We start from the raw sequence: 21,435 nt of genomic DNA on the forward strand, positions 1-21,435 counted from the left end.
GATTCTCAATAAAATAATACAGCCCCCTTGTGGGAGCCTTATTTCTCACTTTTATTCATCTTGTTTACATCTAAATTCAACTGCATTAATACTGTACTTCGAGGCAATATTCCTTCAAAATAACCATCTTCTGTATCAACACAAAGAAAAGGATGGTTAACTAAGAGCCTAAGACAGGTCTTGATTGAAGCCGTAATCTTTACACGAGGAACAGATTTATTCATAACCTCTTCCACTCTCTTTTTTTCTAACTGTTCAAATTCAATCCTTTCAAGTCCAAGAATTGAATCCATTATTATAGGAGTGCTAATAAGACCATGTAGTTTATAGAGTGGATCTAGTACGGGTATAGCTGTATATCCACTTTTAGTTAGGACTAATAGGGCATGCTCAAGATTATTTCCAACCTGTACATGAGCAACACGCTCAGAAGGTATCATCAATTTTCGTATATCTATTTCTAAAAATTCACCACTGTGAAGACTAATCATCGCCGAAAACTCCTCAATGTTTGTTTTACCACATGTATATTCTACCATAGTTTTCGGAGAACTGGTTTTTTTTATGAAAAAGTAATAAATAAGAATTGCCGTAAAAAAGGAAAAAAATAAGGAACCGTTGCCGGCTCCTATTGAATTAAATCAAAGATTTCAATTGTAATCATGTCTACATTATCGAATTGATAGCGTTTTGGCTTTTCCTTTTCATTATATATTTCTAATTCAAATGTTTCTGTTTTGGGATGAAATGTTACTTGACACTTTCTTTCGCCATTTACTTCAAAATAGCGTTGTGCCGGCTCACCTCCGTTAGACTGTTCCTGAAGGTTTTTTAACCGTGTTAATATTCCTTGAAGCTGTGACATATGCTCCGTCTCCTTTCAAACACAAGCAAACTTTCTACTGTTATGTTTCTCTTTTCGCATATTTCTATCCTTATGGATTTTTTCCAGCATAATTTCATCTGGTGAATATGCCAATATTAAAAGAATAAAATAACAGACAGCATCTGTCCATGTAAAAGTGAAAAAAATGGAAAGTTTTTTTTATTTATTTGAATTTGCTTTCTCCAAAATAGAAGCAGGAATATTATTATACAAAAATTCATCCACCTTCCAGCCGTCATCGAATTTTTTTAATAAAACCCCCTCAAAATGATTTTCATATCCAACTGGACCGTCTGTTGTGGCAGGGAAAAATTCAAAAACGTAAATGCCTTCAGGTGTAAAGATGACTTTGGTCTCATCCGAATAGTGAAAAAAGGGAATATAAAATAGTGCAAAATCCGAACCATATGTAACAAATTTTCCATCTTCTTCAAAAACATTCTCTTTCCAAAACAATTTTTGATAATTTTTAGAAAAGTATGGATTTAATAAATCATTAATTTTTTCTTTTGTACTAGTCTTTACACTAAGCGAGACCTGAACGTGAAAGGCTTCCTGGAGCAAACTAAAAACCTCAGTTTTTGTACTTAGATTTACTTTTGCTGTTGGAGACAAAGGTATTAACAATAAGATGATAAAAAGTAATAGTAAAGTTTTCTTCATTTTCCTTTTCCCCCTTACTCTAAAAATCTTAGGTATTATTCAATTTTAACAACAAATATTCCTGATAATTGTAAAAATAAATCGCAAAAAAACATCAGTAATAGACATTAACCTACAAATTATTTACATATCCACGAAAAAACTTTTAAAAAAAATAGGCCTCAATGAGGCCTTATCAATAGAAAGTAATTGCTACAAAAAGGATGATAAATAGTACTAAGGTAAAAAATATACCATATGCCCAGAAAATCGGGTTGCTCAAGTAAATATGTCTTTGTACTGGCTCAGCTATTTTCGTATCCATTTCTCCTTCAACTACCTTTTTTTGCCTGGCCACTGACAATGTATAAATAAGCGAAACCGCAAGAATTCCAACAATTAGGATTGATAGGGCATTTACAAACAGATTCATAAGCGATTTCTCCTTTAATAATGTTTCTATTAAAATTCCACCGTATGAACCATTCTATACTAAGTAAGTTATAATAATTGGTCATTCTCAAATAAATACTGATAGGTAATATCAATGAATAAGTAATCACGCCCGTTTATAGGAATGGAGAAAGTTCGTATGGTCTCCCCGGTTTCAATATCACTATATAAATCAGATAATATCCCCTTACCATCATTTCTCATTTTAATGATATTTTCTAAAAAGTAAGGACGCCAGCTCCAATTCTTTTCAATATATTCTTTTTGGGTATACCAGCCGCTTTCACCCTTGAAAATATTTGAGGATTTCTGAAAACCATCTTCATCACATACATACATTCGAAATGCAATTTGATCCATTTCTTTTATGAGCGAAGAAAACAAATCTTCATAATTAGCCTTCTTATTTTTCACTAGAATATCTTGTACTTTATTTTGAAAATATTCGGCAGCTGAATATATTGCTTCTAGTTTCCTTTTCTCATAAGCGATAAATTCATGGAATTTCCCTTTTAATCGCTCTTTTAATAATTCACGCTCAATAAACTCAGGGGCTGGGGGATACAGATAAAATCCTTGATAATATCTCCCGCCATTTTTCCATGCAAATTGAAGCTGGTAACTCATTTCTATATTTTCAAAAAGTAATGTGGCTCCAATTTTCCTTGCCAATAATGATAAAGAAAATAAGACATCCGTAAAGCTCGCTGCTGTTGCATTTGATTTTAAAGCACGTAAATTTATTTTTATGACTTCAGGTCCTAATTGGCCAATTCGTTCAAAGAAATTTGTGTCACTATCTATACTTGCAATAGCAACTTTTATCCCATAGGTTCGGTAATATTGTAATAAATGATCTAATTGACCAAAATCACCCTTATAATTTCCTGCAGAAATTTCAAGGACTATTCTCTTTAAATTCAAGCCTCTTTTTTCAAAAGCCAGCAATTCTTGTAAAAATGGCTCTCCATGTCGATACATGAGTAAATCGGCATCACGATTCAAATAGATGCTAACATCATCTTCAAGATCAAATGCACGTTCTAACGCTTTCTGAACTAATAATTGGTCAACTTCGAATTTGTATTCTTCTGGAATACTATCATCATGGAAAAAGCTGCCCAAACTAATGATGTTGCCCTCTGATTGATATCTACCTAAAACCTCATAAGCAATTACACGCTGCTCATCGGCACTAAAAATTGGTTGAAAATAAGGAATGACATTTTCAAGATCCGTTAGGATATCCAATGCATCCATTCAAGCACCCTCCGCAAAAAAGATTTTCCTCATTATACCATACCCTTATATACAATACGCTCAACTTGCACATCATGTTCTTTTCCAAAAGAATACCATCATAGACATATTGAAACTGCCGAATGATAGTACCAAGTCCATTTGAATGGAGGATAGCACTTGAAAAAATTTTGTTTGTTATTTTCCATCCTTCCACTGTTTGGATGTAATAATACAGATGAGACAGTTTCTATGCAGCCGGATAAGAAAAATTACACAGAAATATACGAACAAGTTCCGAGACCTGAAATTCAAAAAACCAGAAATGCTACCACTAATAGTGAAACCAATAAGCAACCTTTTTCAAATACAAACGTAAATCAGCCGGTATCTCAACCTGCCAAAAAGGATTCAATGATGCTTGATGTTGTCTTGATTAAACAAAATCCTGAGTTAAGATATGGATGTGAAGTGACAAGCCTTGCCATGGTTTTAAACTTTGCAGGTGTCAAAACAGACAAAATGGATTTGTATCACTCCATTCAGAAAGATCCTGATCCTATCAAAAGATCTTCTAATGGTGATATATTAAATTGGGGCAACCCTGCAGAAGGTTTTGTAGGAGATATGACTGGTAAGCAGGCAGGTTATGCAGTATTTGATAAACCAATGGAGGCGCTTGTTAATCAAAAACTTCCAGGCAGAGCTGTTAACCTAACAAACCAGCCCTTTGAACGTGTTCTAGAGCATGTATCTGCCGGTTTCCCTGTAGTGGTTTGGACAACAGGAGATTATCGATTACCTGATCGCTGGGAGTCTTGGCATCACGGACAGGAAGTTATTAAAACACCATTGGATTTGCATGCGGTTGTCCTAGTGGGTTATGATGCAAATTTTGTTTATTTGAATGACCCGCTTTCTGGAAGAAAACAAGTAAGAGTGGGAAAAGAAAATTTTATCGCTTCCTGGAAAGCACTTCAATGCAGGGCAGTAAGTTATAAGTAAAAAAGCAGAAGCAACAAACAAAAGCAGCCAAAAGGCTGCTTTTTAATAGGAATTTTTTCTATATTTAAGAATATGAACTAATGTATACCATTTTATTAAAAAATTCTCTCTGCCTTTTCGCTTGCAAAAATGACCATTTTTAAAGAAAATACGAATGACTCTACTTTTAAAAACAGAAATAAATTGGAGATGGGTTGGTAATATAATTATGCCTAAAAAAATGAAAAGGAGATCTTTCCTAAAAAGTACTTTTGGTACACTTCTCACCTTTTTCGGTCTTGGTTCAGGCGGTTATTTCTATGCCAATCGAATTGAACCTTCACTTCTTGAAATTAATCACCTTGAAATCAAGCACTCCTCCATTCCTGCAAGTTTTAATGGAGTGAAAATTATCCAATTTAGTGACACTCATTTAGGCTTTCATTACAACATAAACCAATTAAAGAAATTAGTTAGTAAAATTAATCAGCTTAAGCCAGATCTAATTTTTTTCACAGGAGACTTATTGGACGAGCCAAATAAATACAATGAACTTAATAAAGTACCTCCCATTTTGCAGCAATTAAAAGCAACTATGGGTAAATATTGTATTTATGGAAATCATGACCACGGGGGCTATGGTTCGGAAATTTATAAAAATTTAATGGAAATGTCCAATTTCACTCTCCTGTTAAACGAATCCCTCCCCATTAAGCATAAGGATGGAAGTTTTATTTCTCTCTTAGGTATAGACGATCGAATGCTTGGCAGACCTGATTTACAATTAGCAATGAAACATGTACCAGAAAACTCGTTTAAACTTCTTTTGTCACACGCCCCTGATGTTGCGGATGAAGCCTCTGCCTATCAGATACATTGGCAGTTAAGTGGACACAGTCACGGAGGGCAGGTAAAGATACCTTTTGTGGGAGCTCTCGTCATCCCCCCTTTTGCACAAAATTATCCCGAAGGCTATTATTCCATTGGTGAAATTAATCCATTGTCCTTATACGTAAATCGAGGTATTGGCACAACACGACTCCCTTTTCGTTTCATGGCAAAACCAGAATTAACTTTATTTACTTTGATTTCAACGGAGACAGATTAAAAAATCCTTTCCCATTAAACGGTAAGGATTTTTTAAAAAGTTCTCGTTTTTTACAATAATGTTTTTACTTTCTTGTATTTCTATTTTACAATTAAATCATAATAAGGATAAACAATTTAAAGAAAATAGTGACTATTCTACAAAAGTTTTCAAAAAACCTAATTGAACATAGTATTTTATTCTGTTTTAAAAATAGAAAGGAGTACATATCTTGACTCACGATAGGGAAATCCCCCACTCAAAAGCAAAGCTAACGATTGATAACCTCTCTCAAGCTCTCTTTATTGTTAATCGCCATGCCAAAACTGCACCAAATCCCAAATATTTATATAGACTAAAGCATGAATCATTAAAAAAGTTAATTGATGAAGGCAAAGCAAAAAAAATTGGACTTCATTTTTCGGAAAATCCTCGTAATAGCAAACAGCAGTCTGATGTCCTCGTTCAGTGTGGTCATTATACTTTTCATATTCCTCCCACAAAGTTTGATTTTGCTGAGCTTCCACATTTGGGTAAATTAGATGGAAGTGTGAGAAATCCAAAAACCTCACTCCCTCTTAATCAAGCAAAAGGTATATTACAGCAATATACCGGCATTACAGAAATAGAAGAGCCACCTTCAAATCATCGAAAAAACCGTCCATATCAAAAACCAATTTTTAAAAAGTTAGGGGAACGTTATACGTAGAATGGCCAAATATTAACTGGCCTTTTTACGTTTGATTATTTTGTACATAATTTCGCTACAGTTTATTGATAATTTTGTGAACTCTCTCACAAGTTATAGACCCTTTTAACCATCAGGTTTACAATATACTCATAAGAAGACTAAATCATAAAGAGGTGCCTTAGACATGAAAGGGACAGCGATTCTTTTTCAAGAGCAGAGGATTACATTTATCGAAGATGTTGAACAAACAGTGTTCGAAGAAATAAAAAACCAATGTGGCTGTGATCAATGCAGCTGCAAAGTAGATAATAAAATTGTTACTTTTGATTCCGTCTCTCCCGTTTTCTGGCATGAAGATGAAGTTGATTGGGACTATGGTTATTAATAATACCCTATAAATTGATATATTCTTCCCCTTTAAAACAGCCTGATAAAAATTCAGGCTGTTTTACTATTCTCTCTACTTTCACTAGTCCATTATTGTAGAATATTTCTATAAATCTGTTTATAATCAGAGTATTCATGAACGCAATGGAAGGATGAACAGGGGTGGAGCATTTAATTAATAACAAAGTTCAAAAAATTGAGGTCTCAGGCATTAGAAAATTTTATAATATGGTATCACATATAGACGATGTGATTTCATTTACAATTGGTCAGCCAGATTTTCAAACACCAGAGCATGTAAAGCTAGCCGGAATTCAAGCAATAGAGGAAAATTTCACTTCCTATACACCGAATGCCGGAATCACTGAGTTACGAACGGCCGCTTGCGATTTTGTAAAAAAGAAATACGGTCTTTCCTATGAACCAGAATCTGAAGTCATTGTCACCATGGGTGCAAGTGAGGCCATTGATATAGCCTTTAGAACGATTCTATCAGAAGGTACCGAAGTTATCCTTCCAGGACCAATTTATCCAGGATATGAACCGATTATTCGGATGTGTGGAGCACTTCCGATTCATGTCGATATAAGGAAGAATCAGTTCCGATTTACCTTAGAAATGATTAAACCTTATATTACAGACAAAACACGATGTATTGTTTTGCCTTATCCATCAAACCCAACAGGAGTAAGTCTCACTGAGAATGAGTTAAAAGAAATCGCTGATTACTTGAAAGAGAGAGAAATCTTTGTCCTCGCAGACGAAATATACAGCGAACTCACTTATGATCACCCTCATCTTTCAATTGCTTCCTTTCTAAAAGAGAAAACAATTGTAATCAATGGATTGTCAAAATCTCATTCGATGACCGGCTGGAGAATTGGCTTCCTTTTTGCTCCTAGAGATATTACCAAGCACATATTAAAGGTGCATCAGTACAATGTATCCTGTGCAAATTCAATTGCACAAAAAGCGGCTTTAGCAGCATTAACTACAGGGATAGATGATGCCATTCCAATGAAAAGGGAATATATCCAAAGACGTGAATATGTTTACAATACACTTATCGCAATGGGGCTAAGTGTAGTCAAGCCTGACGGGGCATTTTATTTCTTTGTTAAAATCCCTGATTCCATCCCTTTGAGTAGTTTTGACTTTGCTCTTGAGATGGTTCATCAAGCAAAGGTAGCTGTTGTTCCTGGAAGTGCGTTCTCTGAATACGGTGAAGGTTATTTTAGACTATCCTTTGCCTGTTCACTCGAAACGTTGGAAATTGGGTTAAATCGAATGGAGCAATTTTTAAATAATAGGCTCTATTAAACTTAGCTTTAACATAGTCAATAATAAAAAATACCCTCACTGCTAACAAGTGAGGGTATTTCTGTTATTGACCTTTGTATTGTCCATTATTTTTGGATGCTTTTTCTTTTTTTGCTTTATCTTTATGAATTTTATTTGCTGCTGCAGATCCCATTTCATGAGCAAATTCTTCATTTAAGACAGCAGAATCGAATCCCTTTTTGTTTTTTTGCTGGGGGTCATTCTTTTTAGTTCGTTTAGCCATATTCAGGTTCCTCCTATTTCAGCTTCAGTTTATTTTTTGAAAGCTAGAGGAATTTATACAACTAATATTAGGACTTCCAATATTTATATAGAGCCTGTGTTCCGCTATTCTCCTCGCCCATTTCCACAAGTTGATCATATAATGATTTTGCCAATGCTAAACCAGGAAATTTCATTTCCATTTGCTCTGCTTCATCTAAGGCAATTTTCATATCCTTAATAAAATGTTTTATGTAAAATCCAGGTTCAAAGTTCCTGTTAAGCATTCTAGGAGCAAGATTGCTTAATGACCAGCTTCCTGCAGCGCCAGTGGTAATACTTTTTAACACTGATTCTGGATTTAATCCCGCCTTCTCAGCATAAATGATGGCCTCGCAGACACCAATCATATTTGAAGCAATCGCAATTTGATTACACATTTTTGTATGCTGTCCTGCTCCTGCTTTCCCCTGATAAACAATATTTGTTCCCAGTAGATTTAGGAGATGTTTAATGGCTTTTACGTCTCGTTCATCTCCGCCTACCATAATGGACAGTTTCGCTTCCTTTGCACCAACATCACCGCCAGAAACAGGGGCATCAATGGTATGAATCCCTTTTTCTTTTGCAGCCTCAAATATTCTCCTTGCAAGTGATGGGGCTGAAGTCGTCATATCGATAAGATAACTATCTGATTTAGCATGATTAACTAATCCATTTTCCCCTAAATAAATTTCTTCGACATCAGAAGGATAACCAACCATTGTGATGATAACATTTGCCTTCTCTGCCATTTCTTTTGGAGCATCTACCCAAGTAGCGCCTTTTTCTACTAGTTCATCTGACTTTTCCTTGGTCCTTGAAAAAACAATTAATGGATACCCTGCTGCCATTAAATGTCCTGCCATACTTTTCCCCATTACGCCTGTCCCAATAATACCGATTATAGTATTTTCTGGAGTTAACAAAATAAATCAATCCTCCGATTTTGTATTTTCATCTTTTATTATATATGGAATAACGCAAAAAAACCGGAACTAAGTACTTTCCGGTTATCGTGCTCAATCTCCAAATTTATGCACCTTCATAGTTTCTCCTAGTTCAAATCAAGATAAACCATAATTCAAAGCTCCGATGAAAAATTTGTTAAGTAGACACGACCAAAAACTTCCTGATTATTGTATATTTCAATCGAAACTGCTTGGTTTTTTTCAATCATATTCTTTAGTTCATGGATGTGTAAATCTTCCTTTAATGGGAGCGGGTCCATAAAAATATATTTTTCACTTTTTCCCTTCACCTCTAAATACTCTCCATTTAGAACTTGATCTTCTCCATAGATGATTTCACGTTTACCAATAGCAGCGGCAAGCTGATCATCATGTATTGTAACCTTCACTTTATATAACTCATGTCTATCTAAGATTTCATTATTAATTCTGAAACGGAATTGAAGTTCATTATTTTTAGTTAACAAGGCGTCGGCGTAACGATTAACAATTAGTTCTTTAGATAAAGGTAATCCACAACCAGTAAGTATCGTTCCAATAAACATGATAAACACTAGAACAAAAACCACTTTTCTACTTCTCTGCATGTTTAAACACTCCTTTATGTTTTTACCTTATCCAAATATTTTTGGTAATAAACGTAAAACGAGGTTGATTATTGGAATAATAACGGTGAGGTTAAATTGCTTTAATCATGCCCCCATCAACTAAAAACGAGCTCCCTGTCATATAGGTATTGGCATCCGAAAGAAGAAAGGCTGCTACGTTTGCAAATTCCTCTGGAGTTCCATATCTTTTAAGAGGAATTGTCTCTTTTATTGTTAATTCAACCGTTTTAATGTCGACTCCTTGTTTATCCGCATTTATCTGATCTAGATGCTTAACGCGATCAGTTGATATTCGACCTGGGGCAATAGTATTGATTAGAATATCGTATGAAGCCAGTTCAGATGCTAAGGTCTTCGAGAGTCCAACAATGCCCGTTCGAAAGGTATTGGATAGGATTAAGCCTGGAATGGGTTCTTTTATTGAAGAAGAAGCGATATTTAGAATTTTTCCTCCATGCTCCTTTAAGTACGGAAGTGCTTCACGAATGACACGTATATAGGATAATAAATTTAATTCAAATGCACTCTGCCACTCATCATCTGATAAGTCCTCAAAAGACCCTGCCGGTGGACCGCCTGCATTATTGACAAGGAGTTGAAGACCTCCAAATATATCAATGGTTTTTGATATGAGTAGTTTAATATCTTCTGGCTTTGTGACGTCTGTTTTTTGAAAACTAACTTTCCCCATCCCAATAGATTCTAATTCTTCTGCCTTCTTTTTTAGTTTTTTCTCATCTCTGCCTGAAATCATTACATTGGTTCCTTCTTTTACTAACGCTTTGGCAATAGCAAATCCAAGCCCTTGGCTGGAAGCAATTACGAGCGCTGTTTTGCCGCTAAGATTCAAATCCATCATACATCCCCCTTTAACTTGTCTATTTCTATTATACTAAAAATTCCCTCTTATTCATAAAACATGTACGACAAAAAGAGACAGAATGCTTCTGCCTCTTTTACGTTCATGTATTATTTTGTTACAGCATTAACTGCTTCAATTACTTGTGACGTTGTTTGCATATTTAAAACCTCAGTGGCGAGCTTCTCCATTTCGGCTTTACTTAACTTTTTAATTTGTGATCGTGCTTTTAAAATAGATGTTGCACTCATTGAAAACTCATCTAATCCAAGACCAAGGAGCAGCGGAATTGCTGTTTCGTCTCCAGCCATTTCTCCGCACATTCCAGCCCATTTACCTTCTGCATGTGCAGCATCTATAACCATCTTCACAAGTCGTAAAATAGACGGGCTATAAGGCTGGTACAGGTAGGATACACGCTGATTCATACGGTCTGCAGCCATTGTATATTGAATCAAATCATTCGTTCCAATGCTAAAGAAGTCAACCTCTTTAGCGAATTGATCAGCTAAAACAGCAGTTGAAGGAATTTCAACCATAATCCCCAGCTCAATACTGTCGGAAACCTTTTGGCCTGCAGAAATAAGCTTTTGTTTTTCATCTTCAAGGATTGCCTTCGCTTCACGGAATTCATCTAAGGTGGCAATCATCGGGAACATTACCTTTAAGTTACCATAACTACTTGCACGAAGAAGTGCACGAAGCTGGGTACGGAAAATATCCTGTTCCTCCAAGCATAAACGAATCGCCCGGAATCCTAAAAATGGATTTAGCTCCTTTGGTAATTGAAGATATGGAAGTTCTTTATCTCCGCCGATATCTAAAGTACGAACAACAACTGGCTTACCCTTCATACCTTCTAAAACAGCTTTATAGGACTCAAATTGTTCTTCTTCAGTAGGCAGCTGGTCCCTTCCCATATAAAGGAATTCAGTTCTGTAAAGTCCTACACCTTCTCCACCGTTTTCAATTACTCCCTTTAAGTCATTAGGAGTACCAATATTAGCAGCTAATTCAACATGATGTTCATCCGCTGATACCGTTTTTTCATTGACAAGCTTTGCCCATTCGGTTTTCTGAGCTTCATATTGCTGATGAATGTTACGATATTCTTCCACCAGTTCAGGAGTCGGATTTATATGTACTTCACCTTTTAGACCATCGACAATGACTAAATCGCCATTGTTGATATCTTCTGTAGCACTTTTTGTTCCTACTACTGCTGGAATTTCCATGGAACGAGCCATAATCGCAGAATGGGAAGTACGTCCGCCAATATCAGTTGTAAATCCTAATACATACTGTCGGTTCAATTGAGCAGTATCGGATGGCGTTAAATCCTCTGCCACAATTATTACTTCTTCAGCAATCATACTTGGATTCACTAATTGTACGCCAAGTAAGTGTGACAGAACGCGCTTTGTAACATCACGGATATCGGCAGCACGTTCCTTCATATACTCATTGTCCATTTGTTCAAACATCATGACAAACATGTCTGCAGTATCTTTCAGAGCAGCTTCTGCATTTACTTTTTCGGACTTAATCTTATCTTCAATTGGTCCATTTAATTCTGGATCAGTAAGCACAAGTAAATGTGCCTCAAAGATAGCTGCTTTATCCGCACCAAGTTCAACCTGAGCACGATCTCGAATTGCCTCTAGTTCTGCTTTAGATTTATCTATAGCTTCCTTAAAACGAGATACCTCTGAATCTGCATCCTCTATTGTCTGTTTCTCAAATGATAAATTTGGTTCTACTAACCGATATGCTTTTGCAATGGCAATGCCATTTGAAGCAGCAATTCCTTGTAAAAATGTCATTACTCAGCCAGTCCTTCTTTTTTCAATAATTCTTCAAGGCTTCTTAATGCTTCTTCATTATCACTGCCCTCTGCACTAATTGAGATATCTGCTCCCTGGCCAATTCCAAGAGACATAACACCCATAATGGATTTCAGGTTAACTTTTTTACCCTTATATTCTAAATTGATTTCTGAATCAAATTTGCTCGCAGTTTGTACAAGCAGGGTTGCAGGTCTTGCGTGAATCCCTGTATCAGCTGTTACTTTAAATTGTTTTTCTGCCATGTTAAATCAAACTCCTTCTCGTTAATGTAAAATGACTCTGGCTATTCCATATCTAACAACATATAGTCAGATAACTATAACTGAACTAATTGTTATATTTTCTCCAAAAGAAAATGAAGTATGTAAACAGCTAGACTCATTTATTTTTTTGAAATTCATACAATTGCTAGGATAACATTTTCGAACAATACAGACAACATAAAACATTTTATGTAAGCGCATTTAAAAATCGACATCTTGTTTTTTTAAAAAAGTTCACAAATTTGACATAATTTATTCCAATTTTTATAAAAAGAAAAAGCTGACTATTTAGGCAGCTTTTTCGTTCGTTCAATTTACAGTGCCAGTTGCAATCTTCAGAGCGGTTTCTAATTCTTCTGTGTGAAATTCTTTGGTAATGTCATTCCATTTTAATTTTTCAGCCATATACTCAATTACTGGTCTTTTATAGTTATGGACAGAATGAATGTTAAATAAGACAGCCCCAGTTCTTCTAGTAAAGAAATCTATTGGAGTTGCTGCCATTTCACATTGAATCGAATAAACGAGCTTTGCAAACAGCTGGATTGGAATACCGTATTTTTTCGCATCAATTTGATTCTCAAATAGTACTTCATAAACCTGATCAACATTGGAACCATACATAGTAGCTAACTGCTCTGAATCTTCTAAAGTTAGCCCATTTTCGATACCTTTAGCTGTTTTTTCTCTACAAAAAGCAGAATAATGGTGTGAACCTCCCACATGACCGCCGGAGATAGGCAATTTTTTTGTAATACAGTTTTGAAAATTGGTGCTATGTTCCTTACCCAGACTTACTAATACTGTGTCAACTATGGCTTCTGCCATTTTTCGATAACCCGTTAATTTTCCACCAGCTATCGTAAGCAAACCAGTTTTTGACTGCCATATTTCATCCTTTCGTGATATTTCCGATGCCTTCTTTCCTTCCTCATAAATGAGCGGACGTAACCCTGCCCAGCTTGACTCAATGTCAGCTTCGTCAATTCCCACCTCAGGAAACATGAATTGAATGGCTTTGATTAAATAGTCTCGATCGTTCTTAGTAATGAATGGCTGGTGCTTATCTTGATTATAAAAAGTATCTGTTGTGCCAACATATGTTTTTCCCCCACGAGGAATTGCGAATACCATCCTTCCACCTGGGGTGTCAAAATATATGGATTGCTTTAAGGGGAAACGGCTTTGATCTATTACAAGATGGACCCCTTTGGTTAATTGCAAGGTTTTCCCATTTTCAGAATGATCAAGTTCACGCACTTCCTCCACCCAAGGGCCCGCAGCATTAATAATTTTTTTAGCATTAATCTGATATTTTTCTCCTGTTAACTGATCCTCAACAACAACACCGGCAACCATTAGGTTTTTATAAACAAAGTTAATGACCTTTGTATAATTTATTGGTGCTGCACCAAAACGATATGCTTCTTTCATTATTTCAATGGTCAAACGGGCATCATCCGTACGATATTCAACATAGTAGCCGCTCCCTATTAATCCTTCTTTCTTTAATAAAGGTGCTTTTTCTAATGTTTGTTCCCTTGTTAACATGGTCCTTCGCTCTATTCTCTTTACTCCTGCAAGATAATCATAAATTCTTAACCCAATTGATGTGCTCAGCCTTCCAAAGGTTCCATCTTTATAAATCGGAAGTAACATCCATACAGGTTTTGTTACATGAGGACCATTTTCATAAACAATCGCTCTCTCTTTACCCACTTCAGAAACCATTTTTACTTCAAATTGTTTTAAATAACGAAGTCCGCCATGAATTAACTTGGTGGATCGGCTTGATGTTCCAGCAGCAAAATCCTGCATTTCAACTAGTGCTGTTTTCATGCCTCTAGTTGCAGCATCCAGTGTAATCCCTGCACCAGTAATCCCCCCGCCAATAACTAGAACATCAAATTCTTTATTTTTCAGGCTATCAATCATTTTATTTCTATTTATGTTAGAAAACTTCATCTCTTTTCCTCCTAAATAGAAAAAGACCTTCATTTTATTAGGCTGTGTTAAACTTGGCTGTTGATTTGCGCTCCAGGGCGCTATGCTTTCCGCGGGCTCACCCGTGAGCCTCCTCGCAGCTTCGCTCCTGCGGGGTCTCACTCACCTCGTTCATCCCGCAGGAGTCAAGCGCCCTTCCGCTCCAATCAACAGGTTCCAAAAATAAAACAGTATCCTTTAACACAGCCTTTTATTTAAAAGTCATTGCAGCATTCACTGCTTTTTTCCAGCGGTTATAAAGTGTGTCACGCTGTTCTTCTGCCATGTTCGGTATGAATGTTCGATCGGTTGCCCAATGTTTTGAGATTTCTTCCTGACTCTCCCAGTATCCTACTGCAAGACCGGCTAAATAGGCCGCACCAAGTGCTGTTGTTTCACTTACCTTTGTTCTTTCTACTTGTACATTTAAAATATCACTTTGAAATTCCATTAAAAAATTATTTTTTACTGCCCCACCGTCTACTCGAAGGGTTTTCAATTTTATTAAGGAGTCTGATTCCATAGCTGTTAGTACATCTTTGGTTTGATAGGCTAATGATTCGAGTGTAGCTCGGATAAAATGTTCTTTCGTTGTTCCTCTCGTTAAGCCAAATACCGCACCTCGTACATCACTATCCCAGTATGGCGTCCCTAAGCCAACAAATGCAGGAACAACATACACACCATCCGTTGAATCCACTCTGCTAGCATAGGACTCACTATCCTTCGCTTGCTTAAACATCCTCAAACCATCACGGAGCCATTGAATAGCAGAACCAGCAACAAATATACTTCCTTCAAGACCATATTCGACCTTTCCATTGAGCCCCCAGGCAATAGTTGTCAATAAGCCTTTCTCAGACCGGACTGCTTTATCTCCCGTATTCATCAACATAAAACAACCTGTTCCGTACGTATTCTTAGCCATCCCTGGTTCAAAACATGCCTGCCCGAAAAGTGCTGCCTGCTGATCGCCAGCAATCCCAGAGATTGGTGTTTCCTTGCCAAAAAAATGATAATCTACTGTTTTTGCATAAACCTGTGAGGAGGGCATCACTTCAGGAAGCATACATTTCGGAACATCCAATATCCTTAATAATTCATCGTCCCACTCAAGGTCATAAATATTAAACATTAGTGTTCTCGATGCATTGGAATAGTCGGTTACATGTGCACGACCTCCGGAAAGCTTCCAAACAATCCAAGTATCCATCGTTCCAAATAAAAGCTTACCTTGAGATGCTTTTTCACGAGCTCCATCGACATGATCCAAAATCCATTTTACTTTTGTTCCTGAAAAATAGGCATCAATAAGAAGGCCCGTTTTCGAGCGAAAAAGATCACTATAGCCATTAGTCTTCAATTCCTCGCAAATATCACTTGTTTGCCTTGATTGCCACACGATTGCATTATAGATTGGTTCTCCTGTTTCCTTATCCCAAATCACCGTGGTTTCGCGTTGATTGGTAATACCTATTCCAGCAATCTGCTCTGGTTTTATTCCTGATTCAGACAAACTTTCTGCGACAACTGACAGTACGGAACCCCAAATTTCATTTGCATTATGCTCCACCCAGCCTGGTCTAGGAAAATACTGAGTAAACTCTTTCTGTGCAGAAAAAACAATTCTTCCCTGCTTATTGAATAGAATAGCTCTAGAACTAGTGGTGCCTTGGTCTATAGAGAGAATAAATGTCTCCAAAGAAATCCCCCTATTCACTTTATGGTTTATTTTCTTTTAATAAAACAAGGTGGATCATTAATATTTAGCTTCTAGGCTCCTCCAAATATTGATATAATACATCTCCTCCCCGTTGACCTATGCCGCGAAAATGTTTAAAGTCATCCCTTTTAACAAGGAATTGTCGAAAATCCATAAATTCCTCCTTCTTAACATAGTATTCTGAAAGTTCACCTGACTTTAGTTTTTCTAAGATATCCTTCACATAATGTTCCTGCATTCTTCCTCACCTCTATTACAATTTTATAGTAAGATTCAAGCTAATAGTCAATAATTGACCCTTATTCCGTTGAAAATAAGGCAAATAATGAAAACGATTGCATTTTTTACTAACAATTAACAAAATTATCAAATAAAACCCTTTACGAAACTATAAAAGTAGTGCAAACTGTTATGTAAATAAGTATATACAATTTGTCAAGTAAAGGAGAGAGAGACTAATGAAAAAAGCAGAAGTTGGAAATATCATTGAATTCCGCGGTGGATTAAAAGGGATTGTAGAAAAGGTAAATGAAAATTCTGTCATAGTCGACCTGACATTAATGGATAATTACCGAGATCTAGAATTGGATCAGCGGACTGTTGTAAATCATAAAAATTATAAGATTGTAAAAGAAAGCGCTTATTAAATTAATAGCTTTATAGATTAGGCAGCCAATGGGCTGCCTTTTTATTTGCCTGTGTTAAACTAGGCTGTTGATTTACGCTCCAGGCGCTATGCTTTCCGCGGGCTCGCCCGTGAGCCTCCTCGCAGCTTCGCTCCTGCGGGGTCTCACTCAGCTCGTTCATCCCGCAGGAGTCAAGCGCCTTCCGCTCCAATCAACAGGTTCTAAAATCAACAGTATCCTTTAACACAGCCTTTTATTTATCCTGTCCAGCTTCTTTTAGCAGTTGGTCTTTTGTTTTTACTTTTCCATGTGGATTTTGGTCTTGTTTACGAACTGTCCATTCCCGCTCTTGTTGACTTTTAGATTTGCTCATCGTCCTTCCTCCTTTCCATTCACCTTACTATTTTTTTCAATTTCTTCAATCTTATTAGTGAAATCGGTCAAAAGTGTGATGCAATCATTTCCTTTCACAATTCTTTTTTGTTAAAATAAATTTTATTGTTAGAAAGGAGGTAATAAATACTTGAAGAATCGCTATTTTGATCTTCGGCTGGTCACTGGGTTAATCATTTCCCACGCACTTATGTATTTCACTTTTCATGATCGGGCAATTTTCTGGTATATTTTTACTGGATCGCTCCTTATTTTAATCACTTATGCGATGTTTCAGGAAGCTGTGGATGATGAAGCATCCTTTTTTACATATCTTTTTATAGGTACTGTATCAGGATTAATCCTCTATTTCGTATTTTGGCTGGGGATTCAAGCCTTTGACCTTCTTAATCTGCCTTTTGGAAAAAGCGTTAATAAACTTTATCGCTGGTTTGCTCCTGAATTATTTTGGCAATATCTCGCACTAATCTTAGTGGCAGCTCCTGGTGAAGAACTCTTTTGGCGAGGTTTTGTTCAAAAGCGACTGCTTCACCACTTCAGACCATTAGCGAGTATTTTCATTGGTGCGCTGCTTTATGCTACCGTTCATGTTTATTCAGGTACACTAATCTTAATGCTTGCTGCATTCCTCTCTGGCCTTATGTGGGGTGCACTTTATCTATGGAAGAGAAGCATGCCCTTAGTCATTGTTTCTCATATTGTTTTTGATTTAATGATTTTTATTATTCTTCCGTTAAAATAGGAAAAGCATCGTCTAAATGAATGGACTCTGCTTTTCCTATTTTTATGATTTATTAACTTTATCGTTTAGAGGCTTCATCCATAAAAGGACAAAAAAGATAAGACTAATATAGCCAAACAATGGGTAAAGATTGGACAAAAGTTTACTATAATCAATAAGACTGATGATATAAGAAACAATAAAGATAAATGAAATGGTAATCAAAGTTGGTACATTAATAAATTGCTTTATCTGACGATCGAGTCCAAAAACATTTCCAATGACTGAAGTGAAGATTTCCCCATAAATAACCAGGACAAATATCCAATAAAAAAAAGGTGCTGTCTGTTTCATAATTATTGCCATTGGTATCTCATAAATTTCAAAGTTTGGCAGCATAATCAAGGTGAAATGGCTTGAGATTAAAATAACAGTTAATGCTGTCCCTCCTAAAATCCCTCCCCATTTGATGGTCCAATCATCCTTTATTTCATTTGCAATCGGAACGAGCACAGCTTGTGCCAAAGCAAGGTTCAAAGCTGTATAAGAAAAAGGTGCTAAAATACTTTTCCAGCCATCTTCAGCATGTGGTACAAATAATAAGTGATTCAAAAAATCTGCCTGTTTAATAGAAAGTGTCATTAACATTAAACTGAAGCAAATCATGATGGGAACCACAAATGAATTGACCGCGAATAGCCCCTTTGTACCCACAAGCATAACTAAAAAAGATAAAAAAATAGTTATAAACACACCTAAATTCTTTGAGAGGCCTAATTGTTCCTCAAACACCGCTCCTGCACCTGCAAGCATTACTGCACATACTCCTAAAAGCATAAAAAGCATGATTATATTAATACCCCTGCCTGCCCATTTCCCAAACAAGTGTACATTAAATTCCTGATAGGAAACCGCATTTATCCGAGCAGCAATTCTCATCAACTTTGACCCTAAGACGATAAGGAGGTAACCGCTCAGTAAAATACTTAAAAATCCAATGAAACCAAACCGTGAGAAAAACTCAACGATTTCTCTTCCTGTAGCAAATCCCGCACCGACGACTGTGCCTACATAGACTGCCGCGATTTGGAAAGCTTCTGACCAATTTCTTTTCAACTCATCTCCCCCTTAAATAGAATATATGACCAATGGGACAAACAAAGACGAGCTTTTTTTAATGAGTTCAATTTCCATGTTGAAAAAATTACCATAAGCAGGATGCTTGAAAGTCAAAAAAGGTCAAAGTATACTATATGCATAAGGTCAAATATAGTCAAAGTCAAATCTTTAAGGAGGTTTTATTTTATGCTTTGTCAATTGTGTAAAGAAAACCAAGCCACTGTTCAATTAAGACTAAACATTAATGGAGCTCACAGTGATTTGAAACTGTGTCATGAATGTTACGCAGCCAATAAAAGTAAAATCAGCACTGGGTTAACTCCTAATATGAGTTCCTTTCCTGGTTTTCCATTAGAGGACCTATTTTTAAATATGAAGGCTAGTGAAACAATCCAGCCAAAGAGCCAGAAACAGGCTTCCGTGCGTAATGGTGGTGACATTATTGATAAATTTGGTCGTAATTTAACCCATATGGCCAAAGCAGGTCTAATTGATCCTGTCATTGGTCGTGATGAAGAGGTTAAAAGGATTATTGAAATAGTAAATCGCCGCAATAAAAATAACCCAGTACTAATTGGTGAACCAGGTGTCGGGAAAACTGCTATCGCTGAAGGGTTGGCAATGAAAATTGTTGATGGACAGGTTCCTGCTAAATTAAAAAATAAAGAAGTATTTTTACTAGATGTTGCTTCTTTGGTCGCCAACACTGGTATTCGGGGTCAGTTTGAAGAAAGAATGAAGCAATTGATTACAGAATTACAGGAGCGAAAAAATATCATCCTATTCATTGATGAGATTCATCTCCTAGTGGGGGCTGGTTCAGCAGAAGGTTCTATGGACGCTGGAAATATCTTAAAACCAGCTCTCGCACGCGGTGAGCTTCAACTGGTTGGTGCAACTACTTTGAAGGAATATCGTTACATTGAAAAAGATGCTGCCCTAGAACGTCGTTTCCAACCCGTACAGGTTGCCGAACCAACACCCGAAGCAGCCATTGAAATCTTAAAAGGAATTAAGAAAAAATATGAGGACTTTCATGAAGTAACCTATTCAGATGCTGCACTGAAAGCATGTGTTCAGTTGTCACACCGTTATATCCAGGACCGTTTCTTACCGGATAAAGCTATCGATTTATTAGACGAAGCAGGGTCTAAATTAAATCTAACTTCAGATGGTAATAGCAAAGAGCAGATTGAGAACACATTAAAAGAAATTGCGCTTCAAAAAGATTCGGCTCTTAAGAATGAAAACTATGAATTTGCAGCTACACTCCGAGACGAGGAAGCCAAGCTGGAAAAATCATTAAATAAAACATCAAAATTCAATAGACCAGTTATCGAGCTAACACATATTCAAGAAATTATTGAACAAAAAACCGGTATACCTGTTGGTAAATTACAAGAAGATGAGCAGCAAAAGATGAAGTATCTACAAGATAGCTTAAATACAAAAGTCATCGGTCAGAAAAAAGCTGTTGAAAAGGTTGCAAAAGCCATAAGAAGAAGCCGTGCCGGCTTAAAATCCAAGAATCGTCCGATTGGCTCTTTCCTTTTTGTCGGTCCAACAGGAGTTGGTAAAACAGAGCTATCTAAAACACTCGCGGAAGAATTATTTGGTTCAACTGAGGCAATGATTCGACTCGATATGAGTGAGTACATGGAAAAACACAGCATTTCGAAACTAATTGGTTCACCGCCAGGCTATCTAGGTCATGATGAAGCAGGGCAATTAACTGAAAAGGTACGCAGGAATCCCTACAGCATTATTTTGTTGGATGAAATTGAGAAAGCCCATCCAGATGTCCAGCATATGTTTTTGCAGATTCTTGAGGACGGACGACTAACTGACAGTCAAGGAAGAACCGTCAGCTTTAAGGATTCAGTTATTATCATGACAAGCAATGCTGGGGTTGGACACAAAACGATTCATGTTGGTTTCGGTACGAATGAAGCGATTGAAGAAGCTTCTATCTTAGATTCACTGGGCAGCTTCTTCAAGCCAGAATTTTTAAATCGTTTTGATAGTATTATTGAATTTAACTCACTTGAAAAAGAACATATCATGCAGATTGCTGATTTAATGATACACGATTTACAGGAAACCCTAAAAGAGCAAAATATTGAATTTACGATTACACTAGAAGCAAAGGAAAAACTAGCAGAGCTAGGCTATCATCCAGCATTTGGTGCACGCCCGCTCCGTAGAGTAATCCAAGAGCAAATAGAAGATAAAATCGCGGACTTTATACTGGACCAGCCAAAGGCAGATTATTTATCCGCAGTCATCGAAGACGGCCTTCTGAAGGTGACTACAGAAAACCTAAAAGTTATTCAATAGGAAAAGCGAAGCCTAAGCTTCGCTTTTTAAGTTTA

25 protein-coding genes are annotated in these 21,435 nt (G+C 36.6%); 8 read left to right on the forward strand and 17 right to left on the reverse strand.

Features of this window, described 5'->3' with window-relative positions:
• Nucleotides 1-38 precede the first annotated feature (38 nt).
• The 5 genes from cbpB to M3189_RS01915 form a co-directional block, all read right to left on the reverse strand.
• Nucleotides 39-491 (reverse strand): cyclic-di-AMP-binding protein CbpB, encoded by a 453-nt coding sequence (gene cbpB / locus M3189_RS01895; protein ID WP_251631291.1) that lies wholly within the window; start codon nucleotides 489-491, stop codon nucleotides 39-41.
• Nucleotides 492-628: 137 nt separating this feature from the next.
• Nucleotides 629-865, reverse strand: a complete 237-nt coding sequence (locus M3189_RS01900; protein ID WP_045515459.1) for a YkuJ family protein — start codon at nucleotides 863-865, stop codon at nucleotides 629-631.
• A gap of 180 nt (nucleotides 866-1,045) precedes the next feature.
• Nucleotides 1,046-1,549, reverse strand: coding sequence for a DUF3993 domain-containing protein (locus M3189_RS01905; protein ID WP_251631294.1), 504 nt, complete (start codon nucleotides 1,547-1,549; stop codon nucleotides 1,046-1,048).
• A 175-nt stretch (nucleotides 1,550-1,724) separates the two neighbouring features.
• On the reverse strand, nucleotides 1,725-1,961 hold the full coding sequence (locus tag M3189_RS01910; RefSeq protein ID WP_251631295.1) for a hypothetical protein: 237 nt from the start codon (nucleotides 1,959-1,961) through the stop codon (nucleotides 1,725-1,727).
• A 68-nt stretch (nucleotides 1,962-2,029) separates the two neighbouring features.
• Nucleotides 2,030-3,241: an EAL domain-containing protein gene (locus M3189_RS01915; protein WP_251631297.1), complete on the reverse strand. Its 1,212-nt coding sequence runs from the start codon at nucleotides 3,239-3,241 to the stop codon at nucleotides 2,030-2,032.
• A 159-nt stretch (nucleotides 3,242-3,400) separates the two neighbouring features.
• On the opposite strand from M3189_RS01915, the gene M3189_RS01920 reads away from it, so the two are divergent.
• The 5 genes from M3189_RS01920 (at nucleotide 3,401) to M3189_RS01940 (ending at nucleotide 7,689) form a co-directional block, all read left to right on the forward strand.
• Nucleotides 3,401-4,225 (forward strand): C39 family peptidase, encoded by an 825-nt coding sequence (locus M3189_RS01920; protein ID WP_251631298.1) that lies wholly within the window; start codon nucleotides 3,401-3,403, stop codon nucleotides 4,223-4,225.
• 208 nt (nucleotides 4,226-4,433) lie between these two features.
• The gene (locus M3189_RS01925; protein ID WP_251631300.1) at nucleotides 4,434-5,312 is read left to right on the forward strand and encodes a metallophosphoesterase; all 879 of its coding nucleotides are present in this window, start codon (nucleotides 4,434-4,436) and stop codon (nucleotides 5,310-5,312) included.
• Between the two features lie 211 nt (nucleotides 5,313-5,523).
• A complete protein-coding gene (locus tag M3189_RS01930) occupies nucleotides 5,524-6,000 on the forward strand; it encodes a YkyB family protein (RefSeq protein WP_285889300.1) in 477 nt (158 codons plus the stop codon).
• A 166-nt stretch (nucleotides 6,001-6,166) separates the two neighbouring features.
• Nucleotides 6,167-6,367, forward strand: a complete 201-nt coding sequence (locus M3189_RS01935; RefSeq protein ID WP_251631302.1) for a hypothetical protein — start codon at nucleotides 6,167-6,169, stop codon at nucleotides 6,365-6,367.
• A gap of 164 nt (nucleotides 6,368-6,531) precedes the next feature.
• Nucleotides 6,532-7,689: an aminotransferase A gene (locus M3189_RS01940; protein WP_251631304.1), complete on the forward strand. Its 1,158-nt coding sequence runs from the start codon at nucleotides 6,532-6,534 to the stop codon at nucleotides 7,687-7,689.
• A gap of 64 nt (nucleotides 7,690-7,753) precedes the next feature.
• Here M3189_RS01940 and M3189_RS01945 read toward each other — a convergent pair whose 3' ends face one another.
• From M3189_RS01945 to M3189_RS01985, 9 genes are all read right to left on the reverse strand, one after another.
• A complete protein-coding gene (locus M3189_RS01945; protein WP_251631305.1) occupies nucleotides 7,754-7,933 on the reverse strand; it encodes a hypothetical protein in 180 nt (59 codons plus the stop codon).
• Nucleotides 7,934-8,000: 67 nt separating this feature from the next.
• Entirely contained in the window at nucleotides 8,001-8,879 is an 879-nt protein-coding gene (locus tag M3189_RS01950) for an NAD(P)-dependent oxidoreductase (RefSeq protein WP_251631307.1), read from the reverse strand.
• 155 nt (nucleotides 8,880-9,034) lie between these two features.
• On the reverse strand, nucleotides 9,035-9,508 hold the full coding sequence (locus M3189_RS01955; protein ID WP_251631310.1) for a hypothetical protein: 474 nt from the start codon (nucleotides 9,506-9,508) through the stop codon (nucleotides 9,035-9,037).
• Nucleotides 9,509-9,599: 91 nt separating this feature from the next.
• Nucleotides 9,600-10,385, reverse strand: coding sequence for an SDR family oxidoreductase (locus M3189_RS01960; RefSeq protein WP_251631312.1), 786 nt, complete (start codon nucleotides 10,383-10,385; stop codon nucleotides 9,600-9,602).
• A gap of 113 nt (nucleotides 10,386-10,498) precedes the next feature.
• Nucleotides 10,499-12,211 carry a phosphoenolpyruvate--protein phosphotransferase gene (gene ptsP / locus M3189_RS01965; protein ID WP_251631314.1) on the reverse strand — a complete coding sequence of 571 codons (1,713 nt, stop codon included), beginning with the start codon at nucleotides 12,209-12,211 and terminating at the stop codon, nucleotides 10,499-10,501.
• The gene (locus tag M3189_RS01970; protein WP_251631316.1) at nucleotides 12,211-12,477 is read right to left on the reverse strand and encodes a phosphocarrier protein HPr; all 267 of its coding nucleotides are present in this window, start codon (nucleotides 12,475-12,477) and stop codon (nucleotides 12,211-12,213) included. Before M3189_RS01970 ends, ptsP begins: the two co-directional genes overlap by 1 nt.
• A 330-nt stretch (nucleotides 12,478-12,807) precedes the next feature.
• Complete coding sequence (locus tag M3189_RS01975) at nucleotides 12,808-14,463, reverse strand: glycerol-3-phosphate dehydrogenase/oxidase (RefSeq protein WP_251631318.1); 1,656 nt, start codon at nucleotides 14,461-14,463, stop codon at nucleotides 12,808-12,810.
• 229 nt (nucleotides 14,464-14,692) lie between these two features.
• A complete protein-coding gene (glpK, locus tag M3189_RS01980; RefSeq protein ID WP_251631320.1) occupies nucleotides 14,693-16,183 on the reverse strand; it encodes a glycerol kinase GlpK in 1,491 nt (496 codons plus the stop codon).
• A gap of 64 nt (nucleotides 16,184-16,247) precedes the next feature.
• Complete coding sequence (locus M3189_RS01985; protein WP_251631322.1) at nucleotides 16,248-16,442, reverse strand: hypothetical protein; 195 nt, start codon at nucleotides 16,440-16,442, stop codon at nucleotides 16,248-16,250.
• Between the two features lie 220 nt (nucleotides 16,443-16,662).
• Here M3189_RS01985 and M3189_RS01990 point away from each other — a divergent pair, with 220 nt between their 5' ends.
• The gene (locus M3189_RS01990; protein ID WP_090758199.1) at nucleotides 16,663-16,851 is read left to right on the forward strand and encodes a YkvS family protein; all 189 of its coding nucleotides are present in this window, start codon (nucleotides 16,663-16,665) and stop codon (nucleotides 16,849-16,851) included.
• Nucleotides 16,852-16,861: 10 nt separating this feature from the next.
• Here M3189_RS01990 and M3189_RS01995 read toward each other — a convergent pair whose 3' ends face one another.
• Both M3189_RS01995 and M3189_RS02000 read right to left on the reverse strand, forming a co-directional pair.
• On the reverse strand, nucleotides 16,862-17,011 hold the full coding sequence (locus M3189_RS01995) for a hypothetical protein (RefSeq protein WP_251631324.1): 150 nt from the start codon (nucleotides 17,009-17,011) through the stop codon (nucleotides 16,862-16,864).
• A gap of 72 nt (nucleotides 17,012-17,083) precedes the next feature.
• Nucleotides 17,084-17,203 carry a DUF6254 family protein gene (locus M3189_RS02000; protein ID WP_251631326.1) on the reverse strand — a complete coding sequence of 40 codons (120 nt, stop codon included), beginning with the start codon at nucleotides 17,201-17,203 and terminating at the stop codon, nucleotides 17,084-17,086.
• Between the two features lie 150 nt (nucleotides 17,204-17,353).
• Here M3189_RS02000 and M3189_RS02005 point away from each other — a divergent pair, with 150 nt between their 5' ends.
• Nucleotides 17,354-17,965 (forward strand): CPBP family intramembrane glutamic endopeptidase, encoded by a 612-nt coding sequence (locus M3189_RS02005; protein WP_251631328.1) that lies wholly within the window; start codon nucleotides 17,354-17,356, stop codon nucleotides 17,963-17,965.
• 42 nt (nucleotides 17,966-18,007) lie between these two features.
• On the opposite strand, the gene M3189_RS02010 is transcribed toward M3189_RS02005, so the two are convergent.
• Nucleotides 18,008-19,060 carry a YkvI family membrane protein gene (locus M3189_RS02010; protein WP_251631330.1) on the reverse strand — a complete coding sequence of 351 codons (1,053 nt, stop codon included), beginning with the start codon at nucleotides 19,058-19,060 and terminating at the stop codon, nucleotides 18,008-18,010.
• A 189-nt stretch (nucleotides 19,061-19,249) separates the two neighbouring features.
• Here M3189_RS02010 and M3189_RS02015 point away from each other — a divergent pair, with 189 nt between their 5' ends.
• Nucleotides 19,250-21,400: an ATP-dependent Clp protease ATP-binding subunit gene (locus M3189_RS02015; RefSeq protein WP_251631373.1), complete on the forward strand. Its 2,151-nt coding sequence runs from the start codon at nucleotides 19,250-19,252 to the stop codon at nucleotides 21,398-21,400.
• Nucleotides 21,401-21,435: the final 35 nt, after the last annotated feature.

The organism is Neobacillus niacini (assembly GCF_023715415.1).
GTDB classification, from domain to species: Bacteria; Bacillota; Bacilli; order Bacillales; family Cytobacillaceae; genus Neobacillus; species Neobacillus niacini_C.

What these genes read in the sequence shown, in the direction of transcription:
- M3189_RS02015 (WP_251631373.1), top strand. Translation starts at nt 19,250, where the DNA reads ATGCTTTGTCAATTGTGTAAAGAAAACCAAGCCACTGTTCAATTAAGA.
- M3189_RS01945 (WP_251631305.1), bottom strand. Translation starts at nt 7,933, where the DNA reads ATGGCTAAACGAACTAAAAAGAATGACCCCCAGCAAAAAAACAAAAAG.
- M3189_RS01935 (WP_251631302.1), top strand. Translation starts at nt 6,167, where the DNA reads ATGAAAGGGACAGCGATTCTTTTTCAAGAGCAGAGGATTACATTTATC.
- M3189_RS01985 (WP_251631322.1), bottom strand. Translation starts at nt 16,442, where the DNA reads ATGCAGGAACATTATGTGAAGGATATCTTAGAAAAACTAAAGTCAGGT.
- M3189_RS01910 (WP_251631295.1), bottom strand. Translation starts at nt 1,961, where the DNA reads ATGAATCTGTTTGTAAATGCCCTATCAATCCTAATTGTTGGAATTCTT.
- M3189_RS01955 (WP_251631310.1), bottom strand. Translation starts at nt 9,508, where the DNA reads ATGCAGAGAAGTAGAAAAGTGGTTTTTGTTCTAGTGTTTATCATGTTT.
- M3189_RS01900 (WP_045515459.1), bottom strand. Translation starts at nt 865, where the DNA reads ATGTCACAGCTTCAAGGAATATTAACACGGTTAAAAAACCTTCAGGAA.
- M3189_RS02000 (WP_251631326.1), bottom strand. Translation starts at nt 17,203, where the DNA reads ATGAGCAAATCTAAAAGTCAACAAGAGCGGGAATGGACAGTTCGTAAA.
- M3189_RS01960 (WP_251631312.1), bottom strand. Translation starts at nt 10,385, where the DNA reads ATGGATTTGAATCTTAGCGGCAAAACAGCGCTCGTAATTGCTTCCAGC.
- M3189_RS01915 (WP_251631297.1), bottom strand. Translation starts at nt 3,241, where the DNA reads ATGGATGCATTGGATATCCTAACGGATCTTGAAAATGTCATTCCTTAT.
- ptsP (WP_251631314.1), bottom strand. Translation starts at nt 12,211, where the DNA reads ATGACATTTTTACAAGGAATTGCTGCTTCAAATGGCATTGCCATTGCA.
- M3189_RS01990 (WP_090758199.1), top strand. Translation starts at nt 16,663, where the DNA reads ATGAAAAAAGCAGAAGTTGGAAATATCATTGAATTCCGCGGTGGATTA.
- M3189_RS01975 (WP_251631318.1), bottom strand. Translation starts at nt 14,463, where the DNA reads ATGAAGTTTTCTAACATAAATAGAAATAAAATGATTGATAGCCTGAAA.
- M3189_RS01905 (WP_251631294.1), bottom strand. Translation starts at nt 1,549, where the DNA reads ATGAAGAAAACTTTACTATTACTTTTTATCATCTTATTGTTAATACCT.
- M3189_RS01995 (WP_251631324.1), bottom strand. Translation starts at nt 17,011, where the DNA reads ATGAACGAGCTGAGTGAGACCCCGCAGGAGCGAAGCTGCGAGGAGGCT.
- cbpB (WP_251631291.1), bottom strand. Translation starts at nt 491, where the DNA reads ATGATTAGTCTTCACAGTGGTGAATTTTTAGAAATAGATATACGAAAA.
- M3189_RS01970 (WP_251631316.1), bottom strand. Translation starts at nt 12,477, where the DNA reads ATGGCAGAAAAACAATTTAAAGTAACAGCTGATACAGGGATTCACGCA.
- M3189_RS01925 (WP_251631300.1), top strand. Translation starts at nt 4,434, where the DNA reads ATGCCTAAAAAAATGAAAAGGAGATCTTTCCTAAAAAGTACTTTTGGT.